At 71.6% G+C, this 20,670-nt stretch carries 24 protein-coding genes; 23 read left to right on the top strand and 1 reads right to left on the bottom strand.

From position 1 onward, the window contains the following. The first annotated feature begins 70 nt into the window (after positions 1 to 70). The 16 genes from rpsP to ACIQFX_RS28430 all read left to right on the top strand — a co-directional run bounded on the left by rpsP (position 71) and on the right by ACIQFX_RS28430 (position 12,341). Positions 71 to 514: a 30S ribosomal protein S16 gene (rpsP, locus tag ACIQFX_RS28505; protein WP_030325634.1), complete on the top strand. Its 444-nt coding sequence runs from the start codon at positions 71 to 73 to the stop codon at positions 512 to 514. A 2-nt stretch (positions 515 to 516) separates the two neighbouring features. Then, positions 517 to 756, top strand: a complete 240-nt coding sequence (locus tag ACIQFX_RS28500; RefSeq protein ID WP_005311361.1) for an RNA-binding protein — start codon at positions 517 to 519, stop codon at positions 754 to 756. 119 nt (positions 757 to 875) lie between these two features. Continuing rightward, positions 876 to 1,436: a ribosome maturation factor RimM gene (gene rimM / locus ACIQFX_RS28495; RefSeq protein WP_402469037.1), complete on the top strand. Its 561-nt coding sequence runs from the start codon at positions 876 to 878 to the stop codon at positions 1,434 to 1,436. Then, positions 1,433 to 2,254, top strand: coding sequence for a tRNA (guanosine(37)-N1)-methyltransferase TrmD (gene trmD, locus ACIQFX_RS28490; protein WP_402469034.1), 822 nt, complete (start codon positions 1,433 to 1,435; stop codon positions 2,252 to 2,254). The genes rimM and trmD overlap by 4 nt, the downstream gene beginning before the upstream one ends. Before the next feature lie 126 nt (positions 2,255 to 2,380). Then, entirely contained in the window at positions 2,381 to 2,731 is a 351-nt protein-coding gene (gene rplS, locus ACIQFX_RS28485) for a 50S ribosomal protein L19 (RefSeq protein WP_317874030.1), read from the top strand. A 69-nt stretch (positions 2,732 to 2,800) separates the two neighbouring features. Further along, entirely contained in the window at positions 2,801 to 3,577 is a 777-nt protein-coding gene (lepB, locus tag ACIQFX_RS28480) for a signal peptidase I (protein ID WP_402469030.1), read from the top strand. Beyond that, a complete protein-coding gene (gene lepB / locus ACIQFX_RS28475) occupies positions 3,570 to 4,571 on the top strand; it encodes a signal peptidase I (RefSeq protein ID WP_402469028.1) in 1,002 nt (333 codons plus the stop codon). Before lepB (ACIQFX_RS28480) ends, lepB (ACIQFX_RS28475) begins: the two co-directional genes overlap by 8 nt. Continuing rightward, complete coding sequence (lepB, locus tag ACIQFX_RS28470; RefSeq protein WP_402469335.1) at positions 4,540 to 5,439, top strand: signal peptidase I; 900 nt, start codon at positions 4,540 to 4,542, stop codon at positions 5,437 to 5,439. Before lepB (ACIQFX_RS28475) ends, lepB (ACIQFX_RS28470) begins: the two co-directional genes overlap by 32 nt. 54 nt (positions 5,440 to 5,493) lie before the next feature. Then, positions 5,494 to 6,261, top strand: coding sequence for a signal peptidase I (lepB, locus tag ACIQFX_RS28465; RefSeq protein ID WP_402469026.1), 768 nt, complete (start codon positions 5,494 to 5,496; stop codon positions 6,259 to 6,261). Then, positions 6,258 to 6,785 (top strand): NUDIX hydrolase, encoded by a 528-nt coding sequence (locus tag ACIQFX_RS28460; RefSeq protein ID WP_402469023.1) that lies wholly within the window; start codon positions 6,258 to 6,260, stop codon positions 6,783 to 6,785. Before lepB (ACIQFX_RS28465) ends, ACIQFX_RS28460 begins: the two co-directional genes overlap by 4 nt. 55 nt (positions 6,786 to 6,840) lie before the next feature. Further along, a complete protein-coding gene (locus tag ACIQFX_RS28455; protein WP_005311352.1) occupies positions 6,841 to 7,149 on the top strand; it encodes a DUF2469 domain-containing protein in 309 nt (102 codons plus the stop codon). Positions 7,150 to 7,293: 144 nt separating this feature from the next. Then, on the top strand, positions 7,294 to 7,659 hold the full coding sequence (locus tag ACIQFX_RS28450; RefSeq protein WP_402469021.1) for a YraN family protein: 366 nt from the start codon (positions 7,294 to 7,296) through the stop codon (positions 7,657 to 7,659). Then, a complete protein-coding gene (locus tag ACIQFX_RS28445; RefSeq protein WP_402469018.1) occupies positions 7,659 to 9,272 on the top strand; it encodes a YifB family Mg chelatase-like AAA ATPase in 1,614 nt (537 codons plus the stop codon). The genes ACIQFX_RS28450 and ACIQFX_RS28445 overlap by 1 nt, the downstream gene beginning before the upstream one ends. Further along, positions 9,269 to 10,618 carry a DNA-processing protein DprA gene (dprA, locus tag ACIQFX_RS28440; protein WP_402469014.1) on the top strand — a complete coding sequence of 450 codons (1,350 nt, stop codon included), beginning with the start codon at positions 9,269 to 9,271 and terminating at the stop codon, positions 10,616 to 10,618. The genes ACIQFX_RS28445 and dprA overlap by 4 nt, the downstream gene beginning before the upstream one ends. Before the next feature lie 239 nt (positions 10,619 to 10,857). Then, positions 10,858 to 11,694 (top strand): RNA polymerase sigma factor WhiG, encoded by an 837-nt coding sequence (gene whiG, locus ACIQFX_RS28435; RefSeq protein WP_402469011.1) that lies wholly within the window; start codon positions 10,858 to 10,860, stop codon positions 11,692 to 11,694. A 53-nt stretch (positions 11,695 to 11,747) separates the two neighbouring features. Continuing rightward, a complete protein-coding gene (locus ACIQFX_RS28430) occupies positions 11,748 to 12,341 on the top strand; it encodes a TetR/AcrR family transcriptional regulator (RefSeq protein WP_402469332.1) in 594 nt (197 codons plus the stop codon). Positions 12,342 to 12,492: 151 nt separating this feature from the next. Here ACIQFX_RS28430 and ACIQFX_RS28425 read toward each other — a convergent pair whose 3' ends face one another. Then, a complete protein-coding gene (locus ACIQFX_RS28425) occupies positions 12,493 to 12,966 on the bottom strand; it encodes a peptidoglycan DD-metalloendopeptidase family protein (RefSeq protein WP_402469009.1) in 474 nt (157 codons plus the stop codon). 253 nt (positions 12,967 to 13,219) lie between these two features. Here ACIQFX_RS28425 and rpsB point away from each other — a divergent pair, with 253 nt between their 5' ends. The 7 genes from rpsB (at position 13,220) to rlmN (ending at position 20,655) form a co-directional block, all read left to right on the top strand. Beyond that, positions 13,220 to 14,116, top strand: coding sequence for a 30S ribosomal protein S2 (gene rpsB / locus ACIQFX_RS28420; RefSeq protein ID WP_376480832.1), 897 nt, complete (start codon positions 13,220 to 13,222; stop codon positions 14,114 to 14,116). Between the two features lie 102 nt (positions 14,117 to 14,218). Further along, entirely contained in the window at positions 14,219 to 15,055 is an 837-nt protein-coding gene (gene tsf, locus ACIQFX_RS28415) for a translation elongation factor Ts (protein WP_402469006.1), read from the top strand. Positions 15,056 to 15,218: 163 nt separating this feature from the next. Then, positions 15,219 to 15,983, top strand: coding sequence for a UMP kinase (gene pyrH / locus ACIQFX_RS28410; protein WP_055646001.1), 765 nt, complete (start codon positions 15,219 to 15,221; stop codon positions 15,981 to 15,983). Positions 15,984 to 16,078: 95 nt separating this feature from the next. Further along, positions 16,079 to 16,636 carry a ribosome recycling factor gene (frr, locus tag ACIQFX_RS28405; RefSeq protein ID WP_026057589.1) on the top strand — a complete coding sequence of 186 codons (558 nt, stop codon included), beginning with the start codon at positions 16,079 to 16,081 and terminating at the stop codon, positions 16,634 to 16,636. After that, positions 16,636 to 17,739 (top strand): phosphatidate cytidylyltransferase, encoded by a 1,104-nt coding sequence (locus ACIQFX_RS28400; RefSeq protein WP_402469003.1) that lies wholly within the window; start codon positions 16,636 to 16,638, stop codon positions 17,737 to 17,739. Before frr ends, ACIQFX_RS28400 begins: the two co-directional genes overlap by 1 nt. A gap of 131 nt (positions 17,740 to 17,870) precedes the next feature. After that, on the top strand, positions 17,871 to 19,490 hold the full coding sequence (locus tag ACIQFX_RS28395; RefSeq protein WP_402469000.1) for an MFS transporter: 1,620 nt from the start codon (positions 17,871 to 17,873) through the stop codon (positions 19,488 to 19,490). A gap of 58 nt (positions 19,491 to 19,548) precedes the next feature. Beyond that, positions 19,549 to 20,655: a 23S rRNA (adenine(2503)-C(2))-methyltransferase RlmN gene (rlmN, locus tag ACIQFX_RS28390; RefSeq protein ID WP_402468997.1), complete on the top strand. Its 1,107-nt coding sequence runs from the start codon at positions 19,549 to 19,551 to the stop codon at positions 20,653 to 20,655. Positions 20,656 to 20,670 lie beyond the last annotated feature (15 nt).

The following is a 20,670-nucleotide window of genomic DNA, read 5'->3' as shown; positions in this document are numbered from 1 at the left end:
ATCCGAGTACCGCAACCCCACGTGGCATCTCAAGTGCCCAACCACGTCAAGACCAGGAGACACCACTCCAGTGGCAGTCAAGATCAAGCTCAAGCGCCTCGGTAAGATCCGCCAGCCGCACTACCGCATCGTCGTCGCCGACTCGCGCACCCGCCGCGACGGTCGCGCGATCGAGGAGATCGGCCTCTACCACCCGACGTACAACCCGTCGCGTATCGAGGTCGACTCCGAGCGTGCGCAGTACTGGCTGTCCGTCGGCGCCCAGCCGACCGAGCCGGTCCTCGCCATCCTGAAGCTCACCGGCGACTGGCAGAAGCACAAGGGTCTGCCGGCCCCCGAGAAGGCGCTGCTCGTCCCCGCGACGAAGGAGGCCAAGCGCGCTTCGTTCGACGAGTTCGCGAAGGCCCTCGAGGGCGGCGACGACAAGGGTGAGGCCATCACCCCCAAGGCCAAGAAGGCCGACAAGAAGGCTGACGAGGCCGAGGCCGCGTCGACCGAGTCGACCGAGGCCTGAGCATGCTCGAGGAGGCTCTCGAGCACCTCGTGAAGGGCATCGTCGACAACCCCGACGATGTGCAGGTCGCCTCGCGCAACCTGCGTCGTGGCCGCGTGCTTGAGGTCCGGGTGCACCCCGACGACCTCGGCAAGGTGATCGGCCGCAACGGCCGCACCGCACGCGCGCTGCGTACCGTCGTGGGCGCCATCGGCGGCCGTGGAATCCGAGTCGACCTCGTCGACGTGGACCAGGTCCGCTGAGCAAGTCGGCCACATCGGTTGAATGATGTGCCGGCACGGGCCGGGGAGGGCTTACGAGCCCACCCCGGCCCGTTGTCGTTTTTCGTCGTACGAGCTGTGTGACAGGAGAGTGTGGAGCAGTGCAGCTGGTAGTCGCGCGGATCGGCCGCGCCCACGGCATCAAGGGCGAGGTCACCGTCGAGGTGCGGACGGACGAGCCCGAGCTGCGGCTCGGCCCCGGGGCCGTCCTGCTCACGGACCCGGCCTCCGCCGGGCCGCTGACCATCGAGTCCGGCAAGGTCCACAGCGGCAAGCTGCTGCTGCGCTTCGAGGGCGTCCGCGACCGCAACGCCGCCGAGGCCCTGCGCAACACCCTCCTCATCGCCGAGGTCGACCCCGCCGAGCTGCCGGAGGAGGAGGACGAGTACTACGACCACCAGCTCATGGACCTCGACGTCGTCCTCGCCGACGGCACCGAGGTCGGCCGGATCACCGAGATCTCCCACCTGCCGTCGCAGGACCTCTTCATCGTCGAGCGCCCCGACGGCACCGAGCTGATGATCCCCTTCGTCTCGGAGATCGTCGTCGAGATCGACCTGGAGGAGCAGCGGGCCGTCATCGACCCGCCGCCCGGCCTCATCGACGACCGCGCCGAGATCGCCTCCTCCCGCGACGACGCCGAGCAGGGTGACGACGCATGAGGCTCGACGTCGTCACGATCTTCCCCGAGTACCTCGAACCGCTGAACGTCTCCCTCGTCGGCAAGGCACGCGCGCGTGGACAGCTCGACGTCCACGTCCACGACCTGCGCGACTGGACCTACGACCGGCACAACACGGTCGACGACACCCCGTACGGCGGCGGCCCCGGCATGGTCATGAAGACCGAGCCCTGGGGCGACGCGCTCGACCAGGCGCTCGCCGACGGCTACGAGGGCGGCGCCCACGGCCCGGTCCTCGTCGTCCCGACCCCCAGCGGCCGGCCCTTCACCCAGGAGCTGGCCGTCGAGCTCTCCGAGCGGCCCTGGCTGATCTTCACCCCGGCCCGCTACGAGGGCATCGACCGCCGCGTCATGGACGAGTACGCGACCCGGATGCCCGTCTACGAGGTCTCCATCGGCGACTACGTGCTCGCCGGCGGGGAGGCCGCGGTCCTCGTCGTCACCGAGGCCGTCGCCCGCCTCCTGCCCGGTGTCCTCGGCAACGCCGAGTCCCACCGCGACGACTCCTTCGCGCCCGGGGCCATGGCCAACCTCCTGGAGGGCCCCGTCTACACCAAGCCCCCCGAGTGGCGCGGCCGCGGCATCCCCGACGTCCTCCTCAGCGGGCACCACGGCAAGATCGCCCGCTGGCGGCGGGACGAGGCCTTCCGCCGCACCGCCGCCCACCGGCCCGACCTCATCGAGCGCTGCGATCCGGCGGCCTTCGACAAGAAGGACCGCGAGATCCTCTCGATGATGGGGTGGGCGCCCGAGCCCGGCGGCCGATTTTGGCGCAGGGTCGAAGGCGTGGAAGAATAGGCCGCTGTCGTCCGTCCGGCGCGCGCCCCTGCCACAGGGGGAACGACGCCGTCAGAGACGTACGGCCTCCCGATCATCCGAACGTACCGCTGATGACCTGTGGCATCAGCGAGGAAAGAGACCTCCATGGCCTCCCTGCTCGACCAGGTCAACGCGGCCGCGCTCCGCTCCGACCTCCCCGCCTTCCGCCCCGGCGACACCGTGAACGTCCACGTGCGCGTCATCGAAGGCAACCGCTCCCGCATCCAGCAGTTCAAGGGTGTCGTCATCCGCCGCCAGGGCTCGGGCGTCAGCGAGACCTTCACGGTCCGCAAGGTCTCGTTCTCCGTCGGCGTCGAGCGCACCTTCCCGGTGAACAGCCCGATCTTCGAGAAGATCGAGCTCGTGACCCGCGGTGACGTCCGTCGCGCCAAGCTCTACTACCTGCGTGAGCTGCGCGGCAAGGCTGCCAAGATCAAGGAGAAGCGCGACCGCTGAGCTTCGGCTCCCGGCACGCTCGACGCTTCCCGGTCCGCGCACAGGCTCGCCGGATAGGCTCTGCCAGCGATGGACACCGAAGCACAGCACCCGGAGCGCGACCCCTCTTCCGACACGGAGGAAGGGTCGCGCTCCGCGCGCGTTTCCGAGGACTCCAGGACCCCGCCCTCGTGGCGGCGGACCGTCGCGGTGGGCGCCGCCTGCATGGCCTTCCTGCTGCTCCTGAGCCACTTCGTGATGCAGCCCTTCCTGATCCCCAGCGGCTCGATGGAACCGACGCTCCAGGTCGGCGACCGGATCCTGGTCAACAAGCTGGCGTACCGTTTCGGCACGGAGCCGGGCCGGGGCGACGTCGTCGTCTTCGACGGCACCGGCTCCTTCGTACGGGAGGAACCGGAGGGCGATCCGGTCACCGGACTCCTGCGCGGCGCCGGGGCCGCCCTCGGGCTCGCCGAGCCTGCCGAGACCGACTTCGTGAAGCGGGTCGTCGGCACCGGCGGCGACCGGGTGGTCTGCTGCGACGCGGACGGCCGGATCACGGTCAACGGCGTCGCCGTCCAGGAGCGCTACCTGATGCCCGGCGACCAGCCGTCCAGCGTGGCCTTCGACATCGTCGTCCCTCCGGACAGGCTCTGGGTCATGGGCGACCACCGCAGCCAGTCCAGCGACTCCCGCGACCACCTGGGCAACCCCGGCGGCGGGATGGTTCCCGTCGACAAGGTCGTCGGACGCGCCGGCTGGATCGCCTGGCCCTTCGGCCGCTGGTCCGCGCTGCCCGACACGGGCGCCTTCGGCGCCGTACCGGCCCCGCCGGCCGGCGGACACGGGGTGGGGGCCCATGGGTAGCCGCGGCCGCCCCGCCGGCGGATCCGCCCGCGGCGGCGACGCAGACCAGGGCCCGGTTCTGCCCGGCCGCGCGGAGCGGCGCAAGCTCGCCCGCAAGGTCAAGCGACGCCGGCAGCGCTCGGCGATCCGGGAGATCCCCGTCCTGATCACGGTGGCCGTGCTCATCGCCCTCGTCCTCAAGACCTTCCTGGTCCAGGCGTTCGTCATCCCCTCGGGCTCCATGGAGCAGACGATCCGGATCGACGACCGGGTCCTGGTCGACAAGCTCACCCCGTGGTTCGGCTCCCGCCCGGAGCGCGGCGACGTCGTCGTCTTCAAGGACCCCGGCACCTGGCTCCAGCACGACGCCGCGCCGCCCGCCGACGACCCGATCGTCATCAAGCAGGCCAAGCAGGCGCTGACCTTCATCGGGCTGCTGCCCTCGGCCGACGACCGGGACCTCATCAAGCGGGTCGTCGCGGTCGGCGGCGACACCGTCCGCTGCTGCGACAAGGACGGGCGGCTCACCGTCAACGGCGTACCGCTGGACGAGCCGTACCTGCACCCCGGGAACCAGCCGTCCGAGATCCCCTTCGAGGTGAAGGTCCCGCAGGGGCGGATCTTCGTCCTCGGCGACCACCGGTCCGATTCGGCCGACTCCCGCTTCCACCTGGACGAGGAGGGGCACGGCACCGTCTCCGAGGAGCAGGTCGTCGGGCGCGCCGTGGTGATCGCCTGGCCCTTCGCGCACTGGAAGCGCCTGGAGGAGCGGCAGACGTTCAGCGCGGTGCCGGACGCCGGACCGGACACCAGTACGAGTTCCGAGTCGGCGCTCGGTCTGTCGCATAGTGTGTCCCAGCGGAATCTGAACGGATTGCCCGGGCTCCCGACCCCTGCGGAACTTCTGCTCGTTATGGGAGTGGTGGGCCTGTCCCTGTTCCGGGGCAGGCGTTCGCACGGATTGAGGAGTGGATGTGGGGGATTTGGCCGTCGGCGCACGATCCGGACGCGATGAGCCCGAGAAGAGGGCCGACGAGGCCACCGGCGAGGGTGTGACGGGTGACGACGTGACGGGTGACGAGGTGTCGCACGACGACGCGGCGGACGGACCCAGGGGCCCGAAGAAGCAGCGTTCCTTCTGGAAGGAACTGCCGCTCCTCGTCGGCATCGCCCTGGTGCTCGCCCTGCTGATCAAGACCTTCCTGGTGCAGGCGTTCTCGATTCCCTCGGAGTCGATGATGAACACCCTCCAGAAGGGCGACCGGGTTCTCGTCGACAAGCTGACCCCTTGGTTCGGCTCCGAGCCCGAGCGCGGCGAGGTCGTCGTCTTCCACGACCCGGGCGGCTGGCTGGAGGGCCAGGAGGCGCCCAAGCCCAACGTCGTGCAGAAGTTCCTCAGCTTCATCGGCCTCATGCCGTCCGCCGAGGAGAAGGACCTCATCAAGCGCGTCATCGCCGTCGGCGGTGACACCGTGTCCTGCAAGGAGGGCGGCAAGGTCGTCCTCAACGGCGTGGCGCTGGACGAGACCTCGTACCTCTACCCGGGCTCCGTGCCCTGCCAGGACTCGTTCGGTCCGATCAAGGTCCCCGAGGGCCGGATCTGGGTCATGGGCGACAACCGGCAGAACTCGCTGGACTCGCGCTTCCACCAGCAGCTCCCGGGCGGTGGCACCGTCTCCAACGACGAGGTCGTCGGCCGCGCCGTCGTCATCGCCTGGCCGGTGACCCGCTGGGCCACGCTCCCCGTGCCGGACATCTTCGACCAGCCCGCCCTCAACCAGGCCCTGGCCGCCGCCCCCGTCGGCGCGGCGAGCCTGGCCGGAGCGCTGCCGCTGGTGCTGTGGCGCCGGAAGAAGCGCACCTCGGGGCATACCGCCGAGTAGCAACCCGCGGGTAGGGTGCCGTCCCGGACCGTCGACAGACATCTGGGGTTGCACATGAGCGGAAAATCAGGGACCCAGGGCGGCCACGGCCGCCTCGGCAGCGTGCTGTCGGGGCTGGCCGTGGCCGTCGGCTGTCTGCTGTTCCTCGGCGGCTTCGTCGGCGGGGCGCTGCTCTACCAGCCGTACAGCGTCCCCACCGACTCCATGACGCCGACCCTCGACGTCGGGTCCAAGATCCTCGCCGAGCGCGTCGACGGCGACGAGGTGCGCCGCGGCGACGTCGTCGTCTTCAAGGACCCGCTCTGGGGCGACTCGCCCATGGTCAAGCGGGTCGCCGCCGTCGGCGGCGACACCGTCGCCTGCTGCGACCCGGACGGGCGGCTGACCGTCGGCGGCAAGCCGGTCGTCGAGCCGTACCTGAGGCCGGGCGTCGGCGGCCGCGCGGTCGCCTCGGACAAGGAGTTCTCCGTGACCGTCCCGGAGGGCAGCCTGTTCCTCCTCGGCGACGACCGGCACACCTCGCTCGACTCCCGTACGCACCTGGAGGAGGCCGGCCAGGGCGCCGTGCCGCGCTCCACCGTCGTCGGCAGGGTCGACGCGGTCGTCTGGCCGACCAAGGGCCTCCTGGAGCCCCCGACGGGCTACGCGGACCTCCCCGGCGGCATCTCCCGACCGGGCCCCTTCGAGGCCCTCTTCACGGCGATCGTCGCCGGGTGTGTACTGATTTTCGCGGGGGCGGCGTACGGGCCGGTGGCGCGGCGGCTGACCCGGCGGCCGGCCGGAGGAGGGCCCGCGAGGAAGCGGGAGAAGGTGGGCGCGTGACGGAGCGCGGGACGGACCCGCAGACGACCGGCGCCGGCGGTACGCGGCGGGTGGCGCGGGTCGTGCTGCTCGACCCCGACGACCGCATCCTCCTCATGCACGGCCACGAGCCGGACGACCCCGCGGACACCTGGTGGTTCACCCCGGGCGGAGGCCTGGAGGGCGAGGAGACGCGGGAGCAGGCGGCGCTGCGCGAGCTCGCCGAGGAGACCGGCATCACCGACGTCGAGCTCGGCCCGGTGCTGTGGAAGCGGTACTGCTCCTTCCCCTTCGATGGGCGCCGCTGGGACCAGGACGAGTGGTACTACCTCGCCCGCACCCGCGGGACCGGGCCCGTGCCCGGGCCGCAGGCCCTCACGGAGCTGGAGACCCGGAGTCTGGCGGGCCTGAGATGGTGGACCTCCGCCGAACTGTCGGCGGCGCGTGAGACGGTGTACCCGACCAGGCTCGCCGAACTGCTGCACAGGCTGCTCGACGAGGGACCTCCCAGTGCACCGGTGGTTCTCGCCCCGGAAATCGTTTAGGGGCGCGCACGGCTGGCGCACAATAGGGGGACGCACGGCTGAAGGGGAACATGCCATGAGCGCCGAGGACCTCGAGAAGTACGAGACCGAGATGGAGCTGAAGCTCTACCGGGAGTACCGCGACGTCGTCGGGCTGTTCAAATACGTGATCGAGACCGAACGGCGCTTCTACCTCACCAACGACTACGAGATGCAGGTGCACTCGGTCCAGGGCGAGGTCTTCTTCGAGGTCAGCATGGCCGACGCCTGGGTCTGGGACATGTACAGGCCGGCCAGGTTCGTCAAGCAGGTCCGCGTCCTCACCTTCAAGGACGTGAACATCGAGGAGCTCAACAAGAGCGACCTCGAACTCCCCGGCAGCTGAACCCACGAGGAGCGGACGGCGCACGAAGGAGGGCGGGACATTCACCCTCGGGAGTGACGCCGTTCTCCACAGTCCCCCGGCCGTCCACAGCGCCGCACGCGGTCCGCCGCACTCCGTCACAGTCGGTGACGGAGGTGGTACCGCATGAACAAGACCCAAGCCCTCGGACGGTACGGGGAAGAGCTGGCGACCCGCCGGCTCACCGAGACCGGCATGCACATCCTCGCCCGCAACTGGCGCTGCGGCCGCACCGGCGAGATCGACATCGTCGCCCGTGACGGCGACACCCTCGTCATCTGCGAGGTCAAGACCCGACGCCACGGCACGTACGAACACCCGATGGCCGCCGTCACACCCCGCAAGGCCGACCGGCTCCGCCGCCTCGCGGACTGCTGGCTCGACCGCAGCGGCACCCCGGCCCCCGCCGGCGGCGTCCGCATCGACCTCGTCGGCATCGTCCTGCCCCGGCGCGGCGGCCCCGTCCTCACCCACGCCCAGGGGGTGGCGTGATGGGATTCGCCCGCACCTGCTCCGTCGCCCTCGTCGGCGTCGAGGGCGTCGTCGTCGAGGTCCAGGCCGACCTCGAACCCGGTGTCGCCGCCTTCACCCTCGTCGGCCTCCCCGACAAGAGCCTCAGCGAGAGCCGGGACCGCGTCCGCGCCGCCGTCGTCAACTCCGGTGCCGAATGGCCCCAGAAGAAACTCACCGTCGGACTCAGCCCGGCCTCCGTCCCCAAGGGCGGAAGCGGATTCGACCTCGCCGTCGCCGCTGCGGTGCTCGGCGCCGCCGAGCGCATCGACCCGCGCGCCATCGCCGACCTGGTCCTCATCGGCGAACTCGGACTCGACGGACGGGTCCGGCCCGTCCGGGGCGTCCTGCCCGCCGTCCTCGCCGCTGCCGACGCCGGCTACCGGCAGGTCGTCGTCCCCGAGCAGACCGCCGGCGAGGCCGCGCTCGTCCCCGGCATCTCCGTCCTCGGCGTCCGCAGCCTCAGGCAGCTCATCGCCGTCCTCACCGACGAACCCGTGCCCGAGGAGGAGACCGCCGAGGAGGGGCGGCCCGACGCCATGCTCGCCGGACTGCTCGTCCCCGGCGCCGGCGTCGGCACCGGGCTCGCCGCCGACCCCGCCGAAGGGCCCGACCTCGCCGACGTCGCGGGCCAGCACCGGGCCCGCCGGGCCCTGGAGATCGCCGCCGCCGGCAGCCACCACCTCATGCTCTCCGGCCCACCGGGCGCCGGAAAGACCATGCTGGCCGAACGGCTGCCCGGCATCCTCCCGCCCCTCACCCGACAGGAGTCCCTCGAAGTCACCGCCGTCCACTCCGTCGCCGGCATCCTCCCGCCCGGCGAGCCCCTCGTCCGCCGCGCCCCCTACTGCGCGCCCCACCACTCCGCCACCACGCAGTCCCTCGTCGGCGGCGGGAACGGCCTGCCCAGGCCCGGCGCCGTCTCCCTCGCCCACCGCGGAGTCCTGTTCCTGGACGAGGCACCCGAGTTCTCCGGCAAGGTCCTCGACTCGCTCCGCCAACCCCTCGAATCCGGGCACGTCGTCATCGCCCGCGCCGCCTGCGTCGTCCGCCTCCCGGCCCGCTTCCTGCTCGCCCTCGCGGCCAACCCGTGCCCCTGCGGGCGCCACACCCTCCAGGGCTCCGGCTGCGAATGCCCCTCCGCGCTCATCCGGCGCTACCAGGCACGGCTCTCCGGGCCCCTGCTCGACCGCGTCGACCTGCGCGTCGAGGTCGAACCCGTCACCCGCGCCGACCTCCTCGGCCAGGGCGGCCGGGGCGAGACGACCGCCACCGTCGCCGACCGCGTCCGCGAGGCGAGGGACCGCGCGGCGGCCCGCCTCGCGGACACCCCCTGGAACGTCAACAGCGAGATCCCCGGACACGAACTCCGTACGCGCTACCTCGCCGCCCCCGGCGCGCTCGCCACCGCCGAGCGCGACATGGAGCGCGGGTTCCTCACCGCCCGCGGCCTCGACCGGGTCCTCCGCGTCGCCTGGAGCGTCGCCGACCTCGCCGGGCACGACCGGCCCGACGGCCAGGACCTCGCCCTCGCCCTCGAACTGCGCACCGGCATCGCGCGCGGCGTGCCCGTGGGAGCGGGGGAGTGCGCATGACCGCCACCGACGAGCGCACGGCGCGGGCCGCGCTGACCCGCGCCGTCGAACCCGGTGACGAGCACGCCGGCCGCTGGCTCCGCCACCTCGGCGCCCCCGCCTTCCTGGACCGCCTCCTCCACCCGGCGGACTACGGGCCCGAGGGTGTGGGCCCGGGCGCGGGCGGGGGCAAACACGCGGCGGAGTACCGGGGCGAGTACCCGGCCGAGCAACGGCCCGAGCGTCCGGACGAGCTCCGGGACGGCGTGCGGGGCGACGCGGGGGGTGCCGCGCGGCACGGCGTGCGGGGCGACGCCCTGTTCGGTGTCCCGGGTGAGGCTGCCGGTGACGGCCTGTTCCCCGGCACCGGCGCGCGGCGGGTCGACGGCTGGCGGCGGCGCGCCCAAGCGGCCGAGCCCGCCAGGGACCTCGACACCGTGCACCGCCTCGGCGGCCGCTTCGTCATCCCGGGCGACGCCGAATGGCCCCGGCAGCTCGACGACCTCGGCGACGCACGGCCCGTCGGGCTCTGGGTCCGGGGCCCCGCCGACCTGCGTGCCTGGGCCCTGCGCTCGGTCGCCCTGGTCGGCGCCCGCGCCTGCACCCCGTACGGCGCGCACACCGCCGCCGACCTCGCCACCGGCCTCGCTCGGCACGGCTGGGTCGTGGTCTCCGGAGCCGCCTACGGCATCGACGGCGCGGCCCATCGGGGCGCCCTCGCCGCGGGCGGGGCCACCGCGGCCGTCCTCGCCTGCGGGGTCGACACCCCCTACCCCCGGGGCCACGACCGGCTCATCCGCCGCGTGGCGGAACAGGGACTCGTGATCGGGGAGCTGCCGCCCGAGAGCCACCCGACCCCCAGCCGCTTCATCCTCCGCAACCGCGTCATCGCCGCCCTCACCCGGGGGACCGTCGTCGTCGAGGCCCAGCACCGCAGCGGCTCGCTCGTCACCGCCCGCGCCGCCGCACGGCTCGGCCGCCACACCATGGGCGTACCGGGACCCGTCACCAGCGCCCTCTCCGCCGGCGTCCACGAACTGCTGCGCGGCGACGCCACCCTCGTCACCGACGCCGACGAGATCGTCGAACTCGTCGGCGACATGGGCCAGCTCGCCCCGGTCCGCCGCGGTCCCGTCCTGCCCAGGGACCTCCTCGCCCCCGCCGCGGCGCACGTCCTGGAAGCCGTGCCCGCCCGCGGCCCCACCCCCGCCGGCGTCATCGCCCACCGGGCCGGAACCACCCCCGACGACACCCTCGCCAAGCTGTACGAACTCCACTCGCTCGGCTTCGTCGAACGTCAGGGAGAGGGCTGGAGGTTGACGAACAGGACCACTCCGCCGTCGAACGCGCGGCGAGGCGGTACTTGACCTGGAGCATTCGGGTGAAAGGGTTGAGGCGATGAGCAATCGAGTTCTCTCGGCCGCACCCGAGGGGCCGACACGTGCCACGGCCCGGGTTCGAAGATGCGACCGACGGCGTCCACCCGGAGCGGCGCGATCCGCCGACGTTCGCGCACCGCGACGGCGCACTCACGCTACGCTCACCAGAATTCCCACCAGGACACCCACACCGACACACCCGACAGCAGAACGGCTCAAGGCAACGCATGCCCCAGCACACCTCCGGGTCTGACCGCGCTGCGGTGCCCCCAGCAGCCCGGGGCACCGTGCGACCGCCCGCACCGACCTCGCTCGACGAACTCTGGCGGTCGTACAAGGACACGGGCGACGAGCGGCTGCGGGAGCAGCTGATCCTGCACTACTCGCCGCTCGTCAAGTACGTTGCCGGACGCGTCAGCGTGGGTCTGCCGTCCAACGTGGAACAGGCCGACTTCGTCTCGTCCGGGGTCTTCGGCCTCATCGACGCCATCGAGAAGTTCGACGTCGAGCGGGCGATCAAGTTCGAGACGTACGCCATCACCCGCATCCGCGGCGCGATGATCGACGAGCTCCGGGCGCTGGACTGGATCCCGCGCTCCGTCCGGCAGAAGGCGCGCAACGTCGAGCGCGCCTACGCCACCCTGGAGGCCCAGCTCCGGCGCACCCCCTCGGAGAGCGAGGTGGCCGCGGAGATGGACATCACGCTGGAGGAACTGCACGCGGTTTTCAGCCAGTTGTCCCTGGCGAACGTGGTGGCCCTGGAGGAGCTGCTGCACGTGGGCGGCGAGGGGGGCGACCGGCTCTCCCTGATGGACACCCTGGAGGACACGGCCGCCGACAACCCCGTCGAGGTCGCCGAGGACCGTGAGCTGCGCCGACTGCTCGCCCGCGCCATCAACACGCTCCCCGAGCGGGAGAAGACCGTGGTCACGCTCTACTACTACGAGGGCCTCACCCTCGCCGAGATCGGGAACGTCCTCGGCGTCACCGAGAGCCGCGTCAGCCAGATCCACACCAAATCCGTCCTGCAGCTCCGGGCCAAGCTGGCCGACGTAGGACGCTGAGCGTCCGGGGCCGGTCGTACAGTGGATCCGTGCCCAGGATTCGAGCGGCCTCGGTGGCCGAGCACCGGACGATGCAGCGCGGCGCCCTCCTGGACGCCGCGCGATCCCTGCTGTCCGAGGGCGGGACGGAGGCGCTGACCTTCCCCGCACTCGCCGAGCGCACGGGCCTCGCCCGTTCCTCCGTGTACGAGTACTTCCGGTCGCGCGCGGCCGTCGTCGAAGAACTCTGCGCCGTCGACTTCCCCGTGTGGGCCGCCGAGGTCGAGGCCGCCATGGCCGGTGCCGCGACGCCCGGCGGCAAGGTCGAGGCCTACGTCCGCACGCAGCTGGAGCTGGTCGGGGACCGCCGCCACCGGGCCGTCGTCGCCATCTCCGCGAGCGAGCTCGACGACGGCGCCCGCGAGAAGATCCGCGCCGCCCACGGCGGACTCGTCGCCATGATCGTCGAAGCCCTCGCCGCCCTCGGCCAGCCGCAGCCCCGCCTCGGCGCCATGCTCCTCCAGGGCGTCGTCGACGCGGCCGTCCGCCGCATCGAGCTCGGCGCCGCCGAGAACCCCGCGGAGATCGCCGAGGCGGCGGTCTCGATGGCCCTCCACGGCGTCAACGGCACCCCGGCCGACCCGTCCTCGACAGCGCCCACGGCCTGACCCGTCCCTCCGTGGCGCTCACGGCCTGGCCCGTACCTCAACCGGCGCCACGGCCGACCCGTCCTCGACGCCGCCCACGGCGTTGCCCGTCTCTCCGTGACGCCCACGGCCTGACCCGTCCCTCCGTGGCGCTCACGGCCCGGCCCGTACCTCAACGGCGCCGCGGCCCGGCCCTTCCCTCCCCGAGCGGCAGCAGCCGCGAGGGCGGTCGGTCCGTCAGGAGCAGCGGGTTCAGATACGTCCTGCCGCGCAGCAGCCCCCAGTGGAGGCACGACTCCGGGCAGTGGGTGCCGGGCGCGACCCGGGCGATCGGGGTGCCCGCGCGGACCCGGGCGCCCGCCCCCAGCAGCGGGACGACCGGGGTGAAGGTGGTCCGGAGCGGGGGAGTGCCCGTGCCCGGCAGAGTGAGGGTGAGGACCCCGCGGCCGCCGACCGGGCCCGCGAACGAGACCGTCCCCGCGGTGGGGGCGAGGACCGGCGTGCCCGGCGCGGCGGCGAGGTCGACGCCCCGGTGGCCGGCGGCGTAGGGGCCGGGCGGCGGCTGCCAGCCGCGGACGATCTCCGGCGGCGGGGGGCCCACCGGCCAGAGCAGCCCGAGGACGAGGAACAGTGCGGTGAGGTTCATGGGGAAAGGCTTCACCCGTTGACCGTTTCGGACGGTTCCGCGGCGGTTTCTGTGGACTACTCGTCGGTTGTGGACGGGGTCGTCACCCGTCGCTCCCGGGGTCCCGTACACTTCCTATGGCGACCCGGGTCACCGGGTCGACTTCGCACGCCCCGCCACTGCCCTCACCGGCCGTGGCAGCGCCTTTCGGTCCCTCGTGGGCATGGCGCGCCGGGGCGTCAGGAACACAACCGAGAAAACCAAGGAGATGGCCATGGCCGTCGTCACGATGCGGGAGCTGCTGGAGAGCGGCGTCCACTTCGGTCACCAGACCCGTCGCTGGAACCCGAAGATGAAGCGCTTCATCTTCACCGAGCGCAACGGCATCTACATCATCGACCTGCTCCAGTCGCTGTCGTACATCGACCGCGCCTACGAGTTCGTCAAGGAGACCGTCGCGCACGGCGGCTCCATCATGTTCGTGGGTACGAAGAAGCAGGCCCAGGAGGCCATCGCCGAGCAGGCGACCCGCGTCGGCATGCCGTACGTCAACCAGCGTTGGCTCGGTGGCATGCTCACCAACTTCTCCACCGTCTACAAGCGTCTGCAGCGCCTCAAGGAGCTCGAGCAGATCGACTTCGAGGACGTGGCCGCCTCCGGCCTCACCAAGAAGGAGCTCCTGGTCCTCTCCCGCGAGAAGGCCAAGCTGGAGAAGACCCTCGGTGGTATCCGCGAGATGCAGAAGGTGCCGAGCGCCGTCTGGATCGTCGACACCAAGAAGGAGCACATCGCCGTCGGTGAGGCGCGCAAGCTCCACATCCCGGTCGTCGCGATCCTCGACACCAACTGCGACCCCGACGAGGTCGACTACAAGATCCCGGGCAACGACGACGCGATCCGCTCCGTCACCCTGCTCACCCGCGTGATCGCCGACGCCGTCGCCGAGGGCCTCATCGCCCGTTCCGGTGCCGCGACCGGTGACTCGAAGCCGGGCGAGAAGGCCGCCGGCGAGCCCCTCGCCGAGTGGGAGCGCGACCTGCTCGCGGGCGAGAAGAAGGCCGACGAGACCGTCGAGGCCCCCGCCGCCGAGGCCGCTCCGGCCGAGGCTGCTCCGGCCGAGGCCGCTGCCGAGGCCACCGAGGCTCCGGCCGCGGACGCCGAGCAGGCCTGACCCTTCAGGACCTTCGGGTGACGACGGCGGGGGCTCGCGAAGCCCCCGCCGTCCACCCGTGGACCCGCCCGATCTTTCAGACTTCGAGAGAGAAACAGACTCATGGCGAACTACACCGCCGCTGACGTCAAGAAGCTCCGCGAGCTCACCGGCGCCGGCATGATGGACTGCAAGAAGGCCCTGGACGAGGCCGACGGCAACGTCGACAAGGCCGTCGAGGCGCTGCGCATCAAGGGCCAGAAGGGTGTCGCCAAGCGCGAGGGCCGCTCCGCCGAGAACGGTGCCGTGGTCTCCCTCATCGCCGACGACAACACCTCCGGTGTCCTCGTCGAGCTGAAGTGCGAGACGGACTTCGTCGCCAAGGGTGACAAGTTCCAGGCCGTCGCCAACCAGCTGGCCGCGCACGTCGCCGCCACCGCCCCGGCCGACATCGAGGCGCTGCTCGCCTCCGAGATCGAGGCCGGCAAGACCGTGCAGGCCTTCGTCGACGAGGCCAACGCCAACCTCGGCGAGAAGATCGTCCTGGACCGCTTCGCGCAGTACGCCGACGGCTTCGTCTTCGCGTACATGCACCGCACGATGCCGGACCTCCCGCCGCAGATCGGTGTCCTCGTCGAGTTCGACAAGGCCGACGCCGCCGTCGCCAAGGGCATCGCCCAGCACATCGCCGCCTTCGCGCCGAAGTACCTCACCCGTGAGGACGTCCCGGCCGAGGTCGTCGAGACCGAGCGTCGCGTCGCCGAGGAGACCACCCGCGCCGAGGGCAAGCCCGAGGCCGCGCTCCCGAAGATCGTCGAGGGTCGCGTGAACGGCTTCTTCAAGGACGCGACGCTGCTCGGCCAGCCGTACGCCCTTGACAACAAGAAGTCCGTCCAGCAGATCCTGGACGAGGCCGGTGTCACCCTGAAGCGCTTCACCCGCATCAAGGTCGGCATCTGAGTCCGTACGCGAACGCGACGGACACCGGACCCCGGTAGGGTCTGAGGCAGTCGTCCGCGCACGCGCAGGACGACCGCAGATCTGACGAGGAGGCCATTGCCGTACGGGATACCGCGAGGACCCAAGGCAATGGCCTCCTTCGTATGTGCACGAGGAGATCTCCATGAACCAGGGCGCCGTACAGGGCGACGACAACAACGGCAAGAAGGCCGGCCGCTACATGCTGAAGCTGTCCGGAGAAGCCTTCTCCGGCGGTACCGGCCTGGGTGTCGACCCCAACGTCGTGCACGCCATCGCGCGTGAGATCGCGGCGGTCGTCCGCGACGGCGCCGAGATCGCGGTGGTGATCGGCGGCGGCAACTTCTTCCGTGGCGCCGAGCTCCAGCAGCGCGGCATGGACCGGGCCCGCTCCGACTACATGGGCATGCTCGGCACCGTGATGAACTGCCTCGCCCTCCAGGACTTCCTGGAGAAGGAGGGCATCGACTCCCGCGTCCAGACCGCCATCACCATGGGCCAGGTCGCCGAGCCGTACATCCCGCTGCGCGCCGTGCGCCACCTGGAGAAGGGCCGTGTGGTCATCTTCGGTGCGGGCATGGGCATGCCGTACTTCTCCACGGACACCACCGCCGCCCAGCGCGCCCTGGAGATCGACGCCGAGGCCCTGCTCATGGGCAAGAACGGTGTGGACGGCGTCTACGACTCCGACCCGAAGGCCAACCCCGGCGCGGTGAAGTTCGACGCGCTGGAGTACGGCGAGGTGCTCTCCCGCGACCTCAAGGTCGCCGACGCCACCGCCATCACCCTGTGCCGGGACAACAAGCTCCCGATCCTCGTCTTCGAACTGCTCACCGAGGGCAATATCGCTCGCGCGGTGAAGGGTGAGAAGATCGGCACGCTCGTGAGCGACCAGGGCACCCGGGCCTGACACCCGAACCGGGAACCGCCCCGCAAGGGGATGGACAGAGCCCTGCCGGTCGTACACCGTGCAGGACACAACGCGACGACACGCAGGAGCATGTGGTGATCGAAGAGACCCTCCTCGAGGCCGAGGAGAAGATGGAGAAGGCCGTCGTGGTCGCCAAGGAGGACTTCGCCGCGATCCGCACCGGCCGTGCGCACCCGGCGATGTTCAACAAGATCGTGGCCGACTACTACGGTGCCATCACCCCCATCAACCAGCTGGCGTCCTTCTCCGTCCCGGAGCCCCGGATGGCCGTGGTGACCCCGTTCGACAAGAGCGCGCTGCGCAACATCGAGCAGGCGATCCGTGACTCGGACCTCGGCGTCAACCCGAGCAACGACGGCAACATCATCCGTGTGGTGTTCCCGGAGCTGACCGAGGAGCGCCGCCGGGAGTACATCAAGGTCGCCAAGGGCAAGGCCGAGGACTCGAAGATCTCGATCCGCTCGGTGCGCCGCAAGGCCAAGGAGACCATCGACAAGCTCGTCAAGGACGGCGAGGTCGGCGAGGACGAGGGCCGCCGCGCCGAGAAGGAGCTCGACGACACCACCGCGAAGTACGTCGCGCAGGTGGACGAGCTGCTCAAGCACAAGGAAGCCGAGCTGCTCGAGGTCTGATGAACGACTCTTCCTGGGGTGCCCCGGCCGGTTCCGGCCGTGGGGGACCCGACCAGGGTCCCGCCCCGGCGGGTCCCGCATACGATCGGCATCAGGCGGCGCAGACTCGGCCCATGCCCATCGTGCCCGACGTTCCCGCCGGCGGATTCCAGGACGGTCACGGTCGGGGGGCCGCTCATCCGAGCGGTCCCCTGTTCCGTGACGAGACGCCGCACGAGCACCCGCAGGAGCCCATGCCCAGGCCCACCCCGCCTCCGCCGCCCGCGCCGCCGGCGCCACGGCAGAAGAAGAGCGCGGGGCGCGACCTGGGCGCGGCCATAGGGGTCGGGGTCGGACTCGGCGCCGTCATCATCGCGTCGCTGTTCATCTGGAAGCCGGCGTTCATCGGCGTGATAGCGGTCGCCGTGGTGGTCGGCCTCTGGGAGCTCACCTCCCGCCTCCAGGAGCGCAAGGCCATCAAGGCCCCGCTGGTGCCGCTCGCGGTCGGCGGTGCGGCGATGGTCGTCGCCGGCTACGTCCGGGGCGCCGAGGGCGCCTGGGTGGCGATGGCGCTCACGGCGCTCGCGGTGCTGGTGTGGCGGATGACGGAGCCCCCCGAGGGCTACCTGAAGGACGTCACGGCGGGCGTCTTCGCCGCGTTCTACGTGCCGTTCCTGGCGACGTTCGTGGCGCTGCTGCTGACCGCCGACGACGGCCCGCAGCGGGTGCTGACCTTCCTGATCCTGACGGTGGTCAGCGACACCGGGGCGTACGCCGTCGGCTGGCGCTTCGGCAAGCACAAGCTGGCCCCGCGCATCAGCCCCGGCAAGACCCGCGAGGGCCTGGTCGGCGCGGTGGCGTTCGCCATGGCGGCGGGCGCGCTGTGCATGGAGTTCATGATCGACGAAGGTGCCTGGTGGCAGGGACTGATCCTCGGTCTCGCGGTGGCGGCGAGCGCGACGCTCGGCGACCTGGGCGAGTCGATGATCAAGCGCGACCTCGGCATCAAGGACATGGGGACGCTGCTCCCCGGTCACGGCGGCATCATGGACCGGCTCGACTCGCTGCTGCCGACGGCGCCGGTGGTGTGGCTGCTGCTCGCGCTGTTCGTCGGGACCGGCTGAACCGTTCGTTCCGTGGGACGGGCCCGCTGCCTTCACGGCAGCGGGCCCGTCCTCGTTCCGGTGTCCGCCATGTGGGGGAAGCGGGCGGCGGATCGGCGGCCCGGCGCCCCGGCGCGGGAAGGATGCCGAGCATGACAGCACCCACGGCCCGCTCCGCCGAACGGCCCCCGGGGGCCCTCTCGGTCCTGCTGACCCTCGCGGCGGGGCAGTTCCTCATGGCGCTCGACAGCTCCGTCATGAACGTCTCCATCGCGACGGTGGCCGAGGACGTCGGCACCACCATCACCGGCATCCAGGGCGCCATCACCGCGTACACGCTGGTGATGGCGATGCTGATGATCCCCGGCGGCAAGGTCGGCACCCTCATCGGCCGCAAGCGGGCCTTCATGATCGGCTGCTGCGTCTACGGCGCCGGCTCCCTCACCACGGCCCTCGCCCCGAACCTCCCGGTGCTGCTGTTCGGCTGGTCGTTCCTCGAAGGCGTCGGCGCGGCGCTCATCATGCCCGCGATCGTGGCCCTGGTGGCCGGCAACTTCCCCACCGAGCGCCGCCCCATGGCGTACGGCGTCGTCGCCGCCGCGGGCGCCGTCGCCATCGCCGCCGGGCCCCTCATCGGCGGCATCGCCACCACGTACTTCTCCTGGCGCTGGGTCTTCGCCGGCGAGGTCCTGGTGGTGCTGGTGATCCTCGTCTTCGCCCGCCGCATCGCCGACGCCGTCAGCGAGGAGCGCCCGCGCGTCGACCTCTTCGGCGCGCTGCTCTGCGCGGCCGGCCTCGGCACCTTCGTGTACGGCGTGCTCCGCTCGGGCGAGTGGGGCTGGCTCCAGCCCAAGCCCGACGCGCCCGCCTGGCTCGGAGTGTCCCTGGTCGTCTGGCTGATGCTGGCGGGCCTCTTCCTGCTGTGGCTCTTCCTGCGCTGGGAGGCGCGGCTCGTCGCACGCCGGCGAGAACCGCTCATCTACCCGGACATGCTGCGCAACCGGCAGCTCACCGGTGGCCTCACCATGTTCTTCTTCCAGTACCTCGTCCAGATGGGCGTCTTCTTCGTCGTCCCGCTCTACCTGTCGGTCGCGCTGGGCCTGTCGGCGCTCAGCACCGGCGTCCGGATCCTCCCGCTGTCCGTGACCCTGCTCGCCGCCGCCCTCCTCATCCCCCGGCTGTTCCCCGACGCGTCCCCCCGCCGTGTGGTGCGGATCGGGGTGCTCGCGCTGCTCGCCGGCGCCGTCGTGCTGATGGCCGCCCTCGACGCGGACGCCGACGCCGCCGTCGTCACGATCCCCCTGCTGCTCGTCGGCTTCGGGATGGGCGCCCTGGCCTCCCAGCTCGGCGCCATCACCGTGTCCGCCGTGCCGGACGAGCAGAGCGCCGAGGTCGGCGGCATCCAGAACTCCGTCACCAACCTCGGCGCCTCCATCGGCACCGCCCTCGCCGGCTCCCTCATGATCACCGCGCTCACCTCCTCGTTCCTCACCAGCGTCGAACAGAACCCGGCCGTCCCCACCGAGGTGAAGGAGCAGGCCGTCGTCCAGCTCCAGAGCGGCATCCCCTTCCTCTCGGACGCCCAGCTCACCGACGCCCTCGACGAGGCCGGCGCCACCCAGGCGGTCACCGACGCCGCCCTCGACGCCAACGCCGAGGCCCGCCTCGACGGCGTCCGCGCCGCCCTCGCCATCCTCGCCGCCGCCTCCGTCCTCGCCCTCTTCTTCACCTCCCGCATCCCCCGCACCCCACCCGGCCGCCCCACCCCGTGACCACCCCCACCCGCCACGCGCCGGGACACCCGCGCCCGTCTGCGACACTGGTAGCACCATGCCCAAGCCCGGAGAACTCACTTTTGTCGCCCCCCGCGGAGCCAAGAAGCCGCCGCGGCACCTGGCCGACCTCACGCCTGCCGAGCGGAAGGAGGCTGTCGCCGCGATCGGTGAGAAGCCGTTTCGCGCGAAGCAGCTGTCCACGCACTACTTCGCGCGGTACGCGCACGACCCGCAGGAGTGGACGGACATTCCGGCCGCTTCGCGGGAGAAGCTGGCGGGGGAGCTGCTGCCCGACCTGATGTCGGTGGTGCGGCACATCTCGTGCGACGACGACACCACCCGCAAGACGCTGTGGCGGCTGCACGACGGGACGCTCGTCGAGTCGGTGCTGATGCGGTACCCGGACCGGGTGACCATGTGCATCTCGTCGCAGGCCGGCTGCGGGATGAACTGCCCGTTCTGCGCGACGGGGCAGGCGGGGCTCGACCGGAACCTGTCGACGGCCGAGATCGTGCACCAGATCGTGGACGGGATGCGGGCCCTGCGGGACGGAGAGGTGCCCGGGGGACCGGCGCGGCTGTCCAACATCGTCTTCATGGGCATGGGGGAGCCGCTCGCGAACTACAAGCGGGTGGTGGGGTCGATCCGGCGGCTGACGGACCCCGAGCCGGACGGGCTGGGGCTGTCGCAGCGCGGGATCACGGTCTCGACCGTGGGTCTCGTGCCCGCGATGCTGCGGTTCGCCGACGAGGGCTTCAAGTGCCGGCTCGCGGTCTCGCTGCACGCGCCGGACGACGAGCTGCGCGACACCCTGGTGCCCGTGAACACGCGCTGGAAGGTCCGCGAGGTCCTCGACGCGGCCTGGGAGTACGCGGAGAAGTCCGGGCGCCGGATCTCCATCGAGTACGCGCTCATCCGGGACATCAACGACCAGGCCTGGCGCGGTGACCTGCTCGGCAAGCTCCTCAAGGGCAAGCGGGTGCACGTCAACCTGATCCCGCTGAACCCCACGCCGGGTTCGAAGTGGACGGCCTCGCGTCCCGAGGACGAGAAGGCGTTCGTGGAGGCCATCGCGCGCCACGGCGTGCCGGTGACCGTGCGGGACACCCGGGGCCAGGAGATCGACGGTGCCTGTGGACAGCTGGCGGCGGCCGAGCGCTGACCTTGTAGTCTGAGC

Source organism: Streptomyces sp. NPDC093089, from assembly GCF_044754405.1.
Lineage (GTDB): Bacteria > Actinomycetota > Actinomycetes > Streptomycetales > Streptomycetaceae > Streptomyces.
This window is presented reverse-complemented; position numbering and strand designations above follow the sequence as displayed.

Bases quoted from the DNA above. Each gene is read 5' to 3' on its own strand.
- lepB (WP_402469030.1), top strand. From the start codon at position 2,801: ATGGACACCGAAGCACAGCACCCGGAGCGCGACCCCTCTTCCGACACG.
- rlmN (WP_402468997.1), top strand. From the start codon at position 19,549: ATGCCCAAGCCCGGAGAACTCACTTTTGTCGCCCCCCGCGGAGCCAAG.
- ACIQFX_RS28445 (WP_402469018.1), top strand. From the start codon at position 7,659: ATGGGATTCGCCCGCACCTGCTCCGTCGCCCTCGTCGGCGTCGAGGGC.
- ACIQFX_RS28450 (WP_402469021.1), top strand. From the start codon at position 7,294: ATGAACAAGACCCAAGCCCTCGGACGGTACGGGGAAGAGCTGGCGACC.
- pyrH (WP_055646001.1), top strand. From the start codon at position 15,219: ATGAACCAGGGCGCCGTACAGGGCGACGACAACAACGGCAAGAAGGCC.
- ACIQFX_RS28500 (WP_005311361.1), top strand. From the start codon at position 517: ATGCTCGAGGAGGCTCTCGAGCACCTCGTGAAGGGCATCGTCGACAAC.
- dprA (WP_402469014.1), top strand. From the start codon at position 9,269: ATGACCGCCACCGACGAGCGCACGGCGCGGGCCGCGCTGACCCGCGCC.
- ACIQFX_RS28395 (WP_402469000.1), top strand. From the start codon at position 17,871: ATGACAGCACCCACGGCCCGCTCCGCCGAACGGCCCCCGGGGGCCCTC.
- tsf (WP_402469006.1), top strand. From the start codon at position 14,219: ATGGCGAACTACACCGCCGCTGACGTCAAGAAGCTCCGCGAGCTCACC.
- ACIQFX_RS28400 (WP_402469003.1), top strand. From the start codon at position 16,636: ATGAACGACTCTTCCTGGGGTGCCCCGGCCGGTTCCGGCCGTGGGGGA.
- lepB (WP_402469028.1), top strand. From the start codon at position 3,570: ATGGGTAGCCGCGGCCGCCCCGCCGGCGGATCCGCCCGCGGCGGCGAC.
- whiG (WP_402469011.1), top strand. From the start codon at position 10,858: ATGCCCCAGCACACCTCCGGGTCTGACCGCGCTGCGGTGCCCCCAGCA.
- trmD (WP_402469034.1), top strand. From the start codon at position 1,433: ATGAGGCTCGACGTCGTCACGATCTTCCCCGAGTACCTCGAACCGCTG.
- rplS (WP_317874030.1), top strand. From the start codon at position 2,381: ATGGCCTCCCTGCTCGACCAGGTCAACGCGGCCGCGCTCCGCTCCGAC.
- lepB (WP_402469026.1), top strand. From the start codon at position 5,494: ATGAGCGGAAAATCAGGGACCCAGGGCGGCCACGGCCGCCTCGGCAGC.
- ACIQFX_RS28455 (WP_005311352.1), top strand. From the start codon at position 6,841: ATGAGCGCCGAGGACCTCGAGAAGTACGAGACCGAGATGGAGCTGAAG.
- rpsB (WP_376480832.1), top strand. From the start codon at position 13,220: ATGGCCGTCGTCACGATGCGGGAGCTGCTGGAGAGCGGCGTCCACTTC.
- ACIQFX_RS28425 (WP_402469009.1), bottom strand. From the start codon at position 12,966: ATGAACCTCACCGCACTGTTCCTCGTCCTCGGGCTGCTCTGGCCGGTG.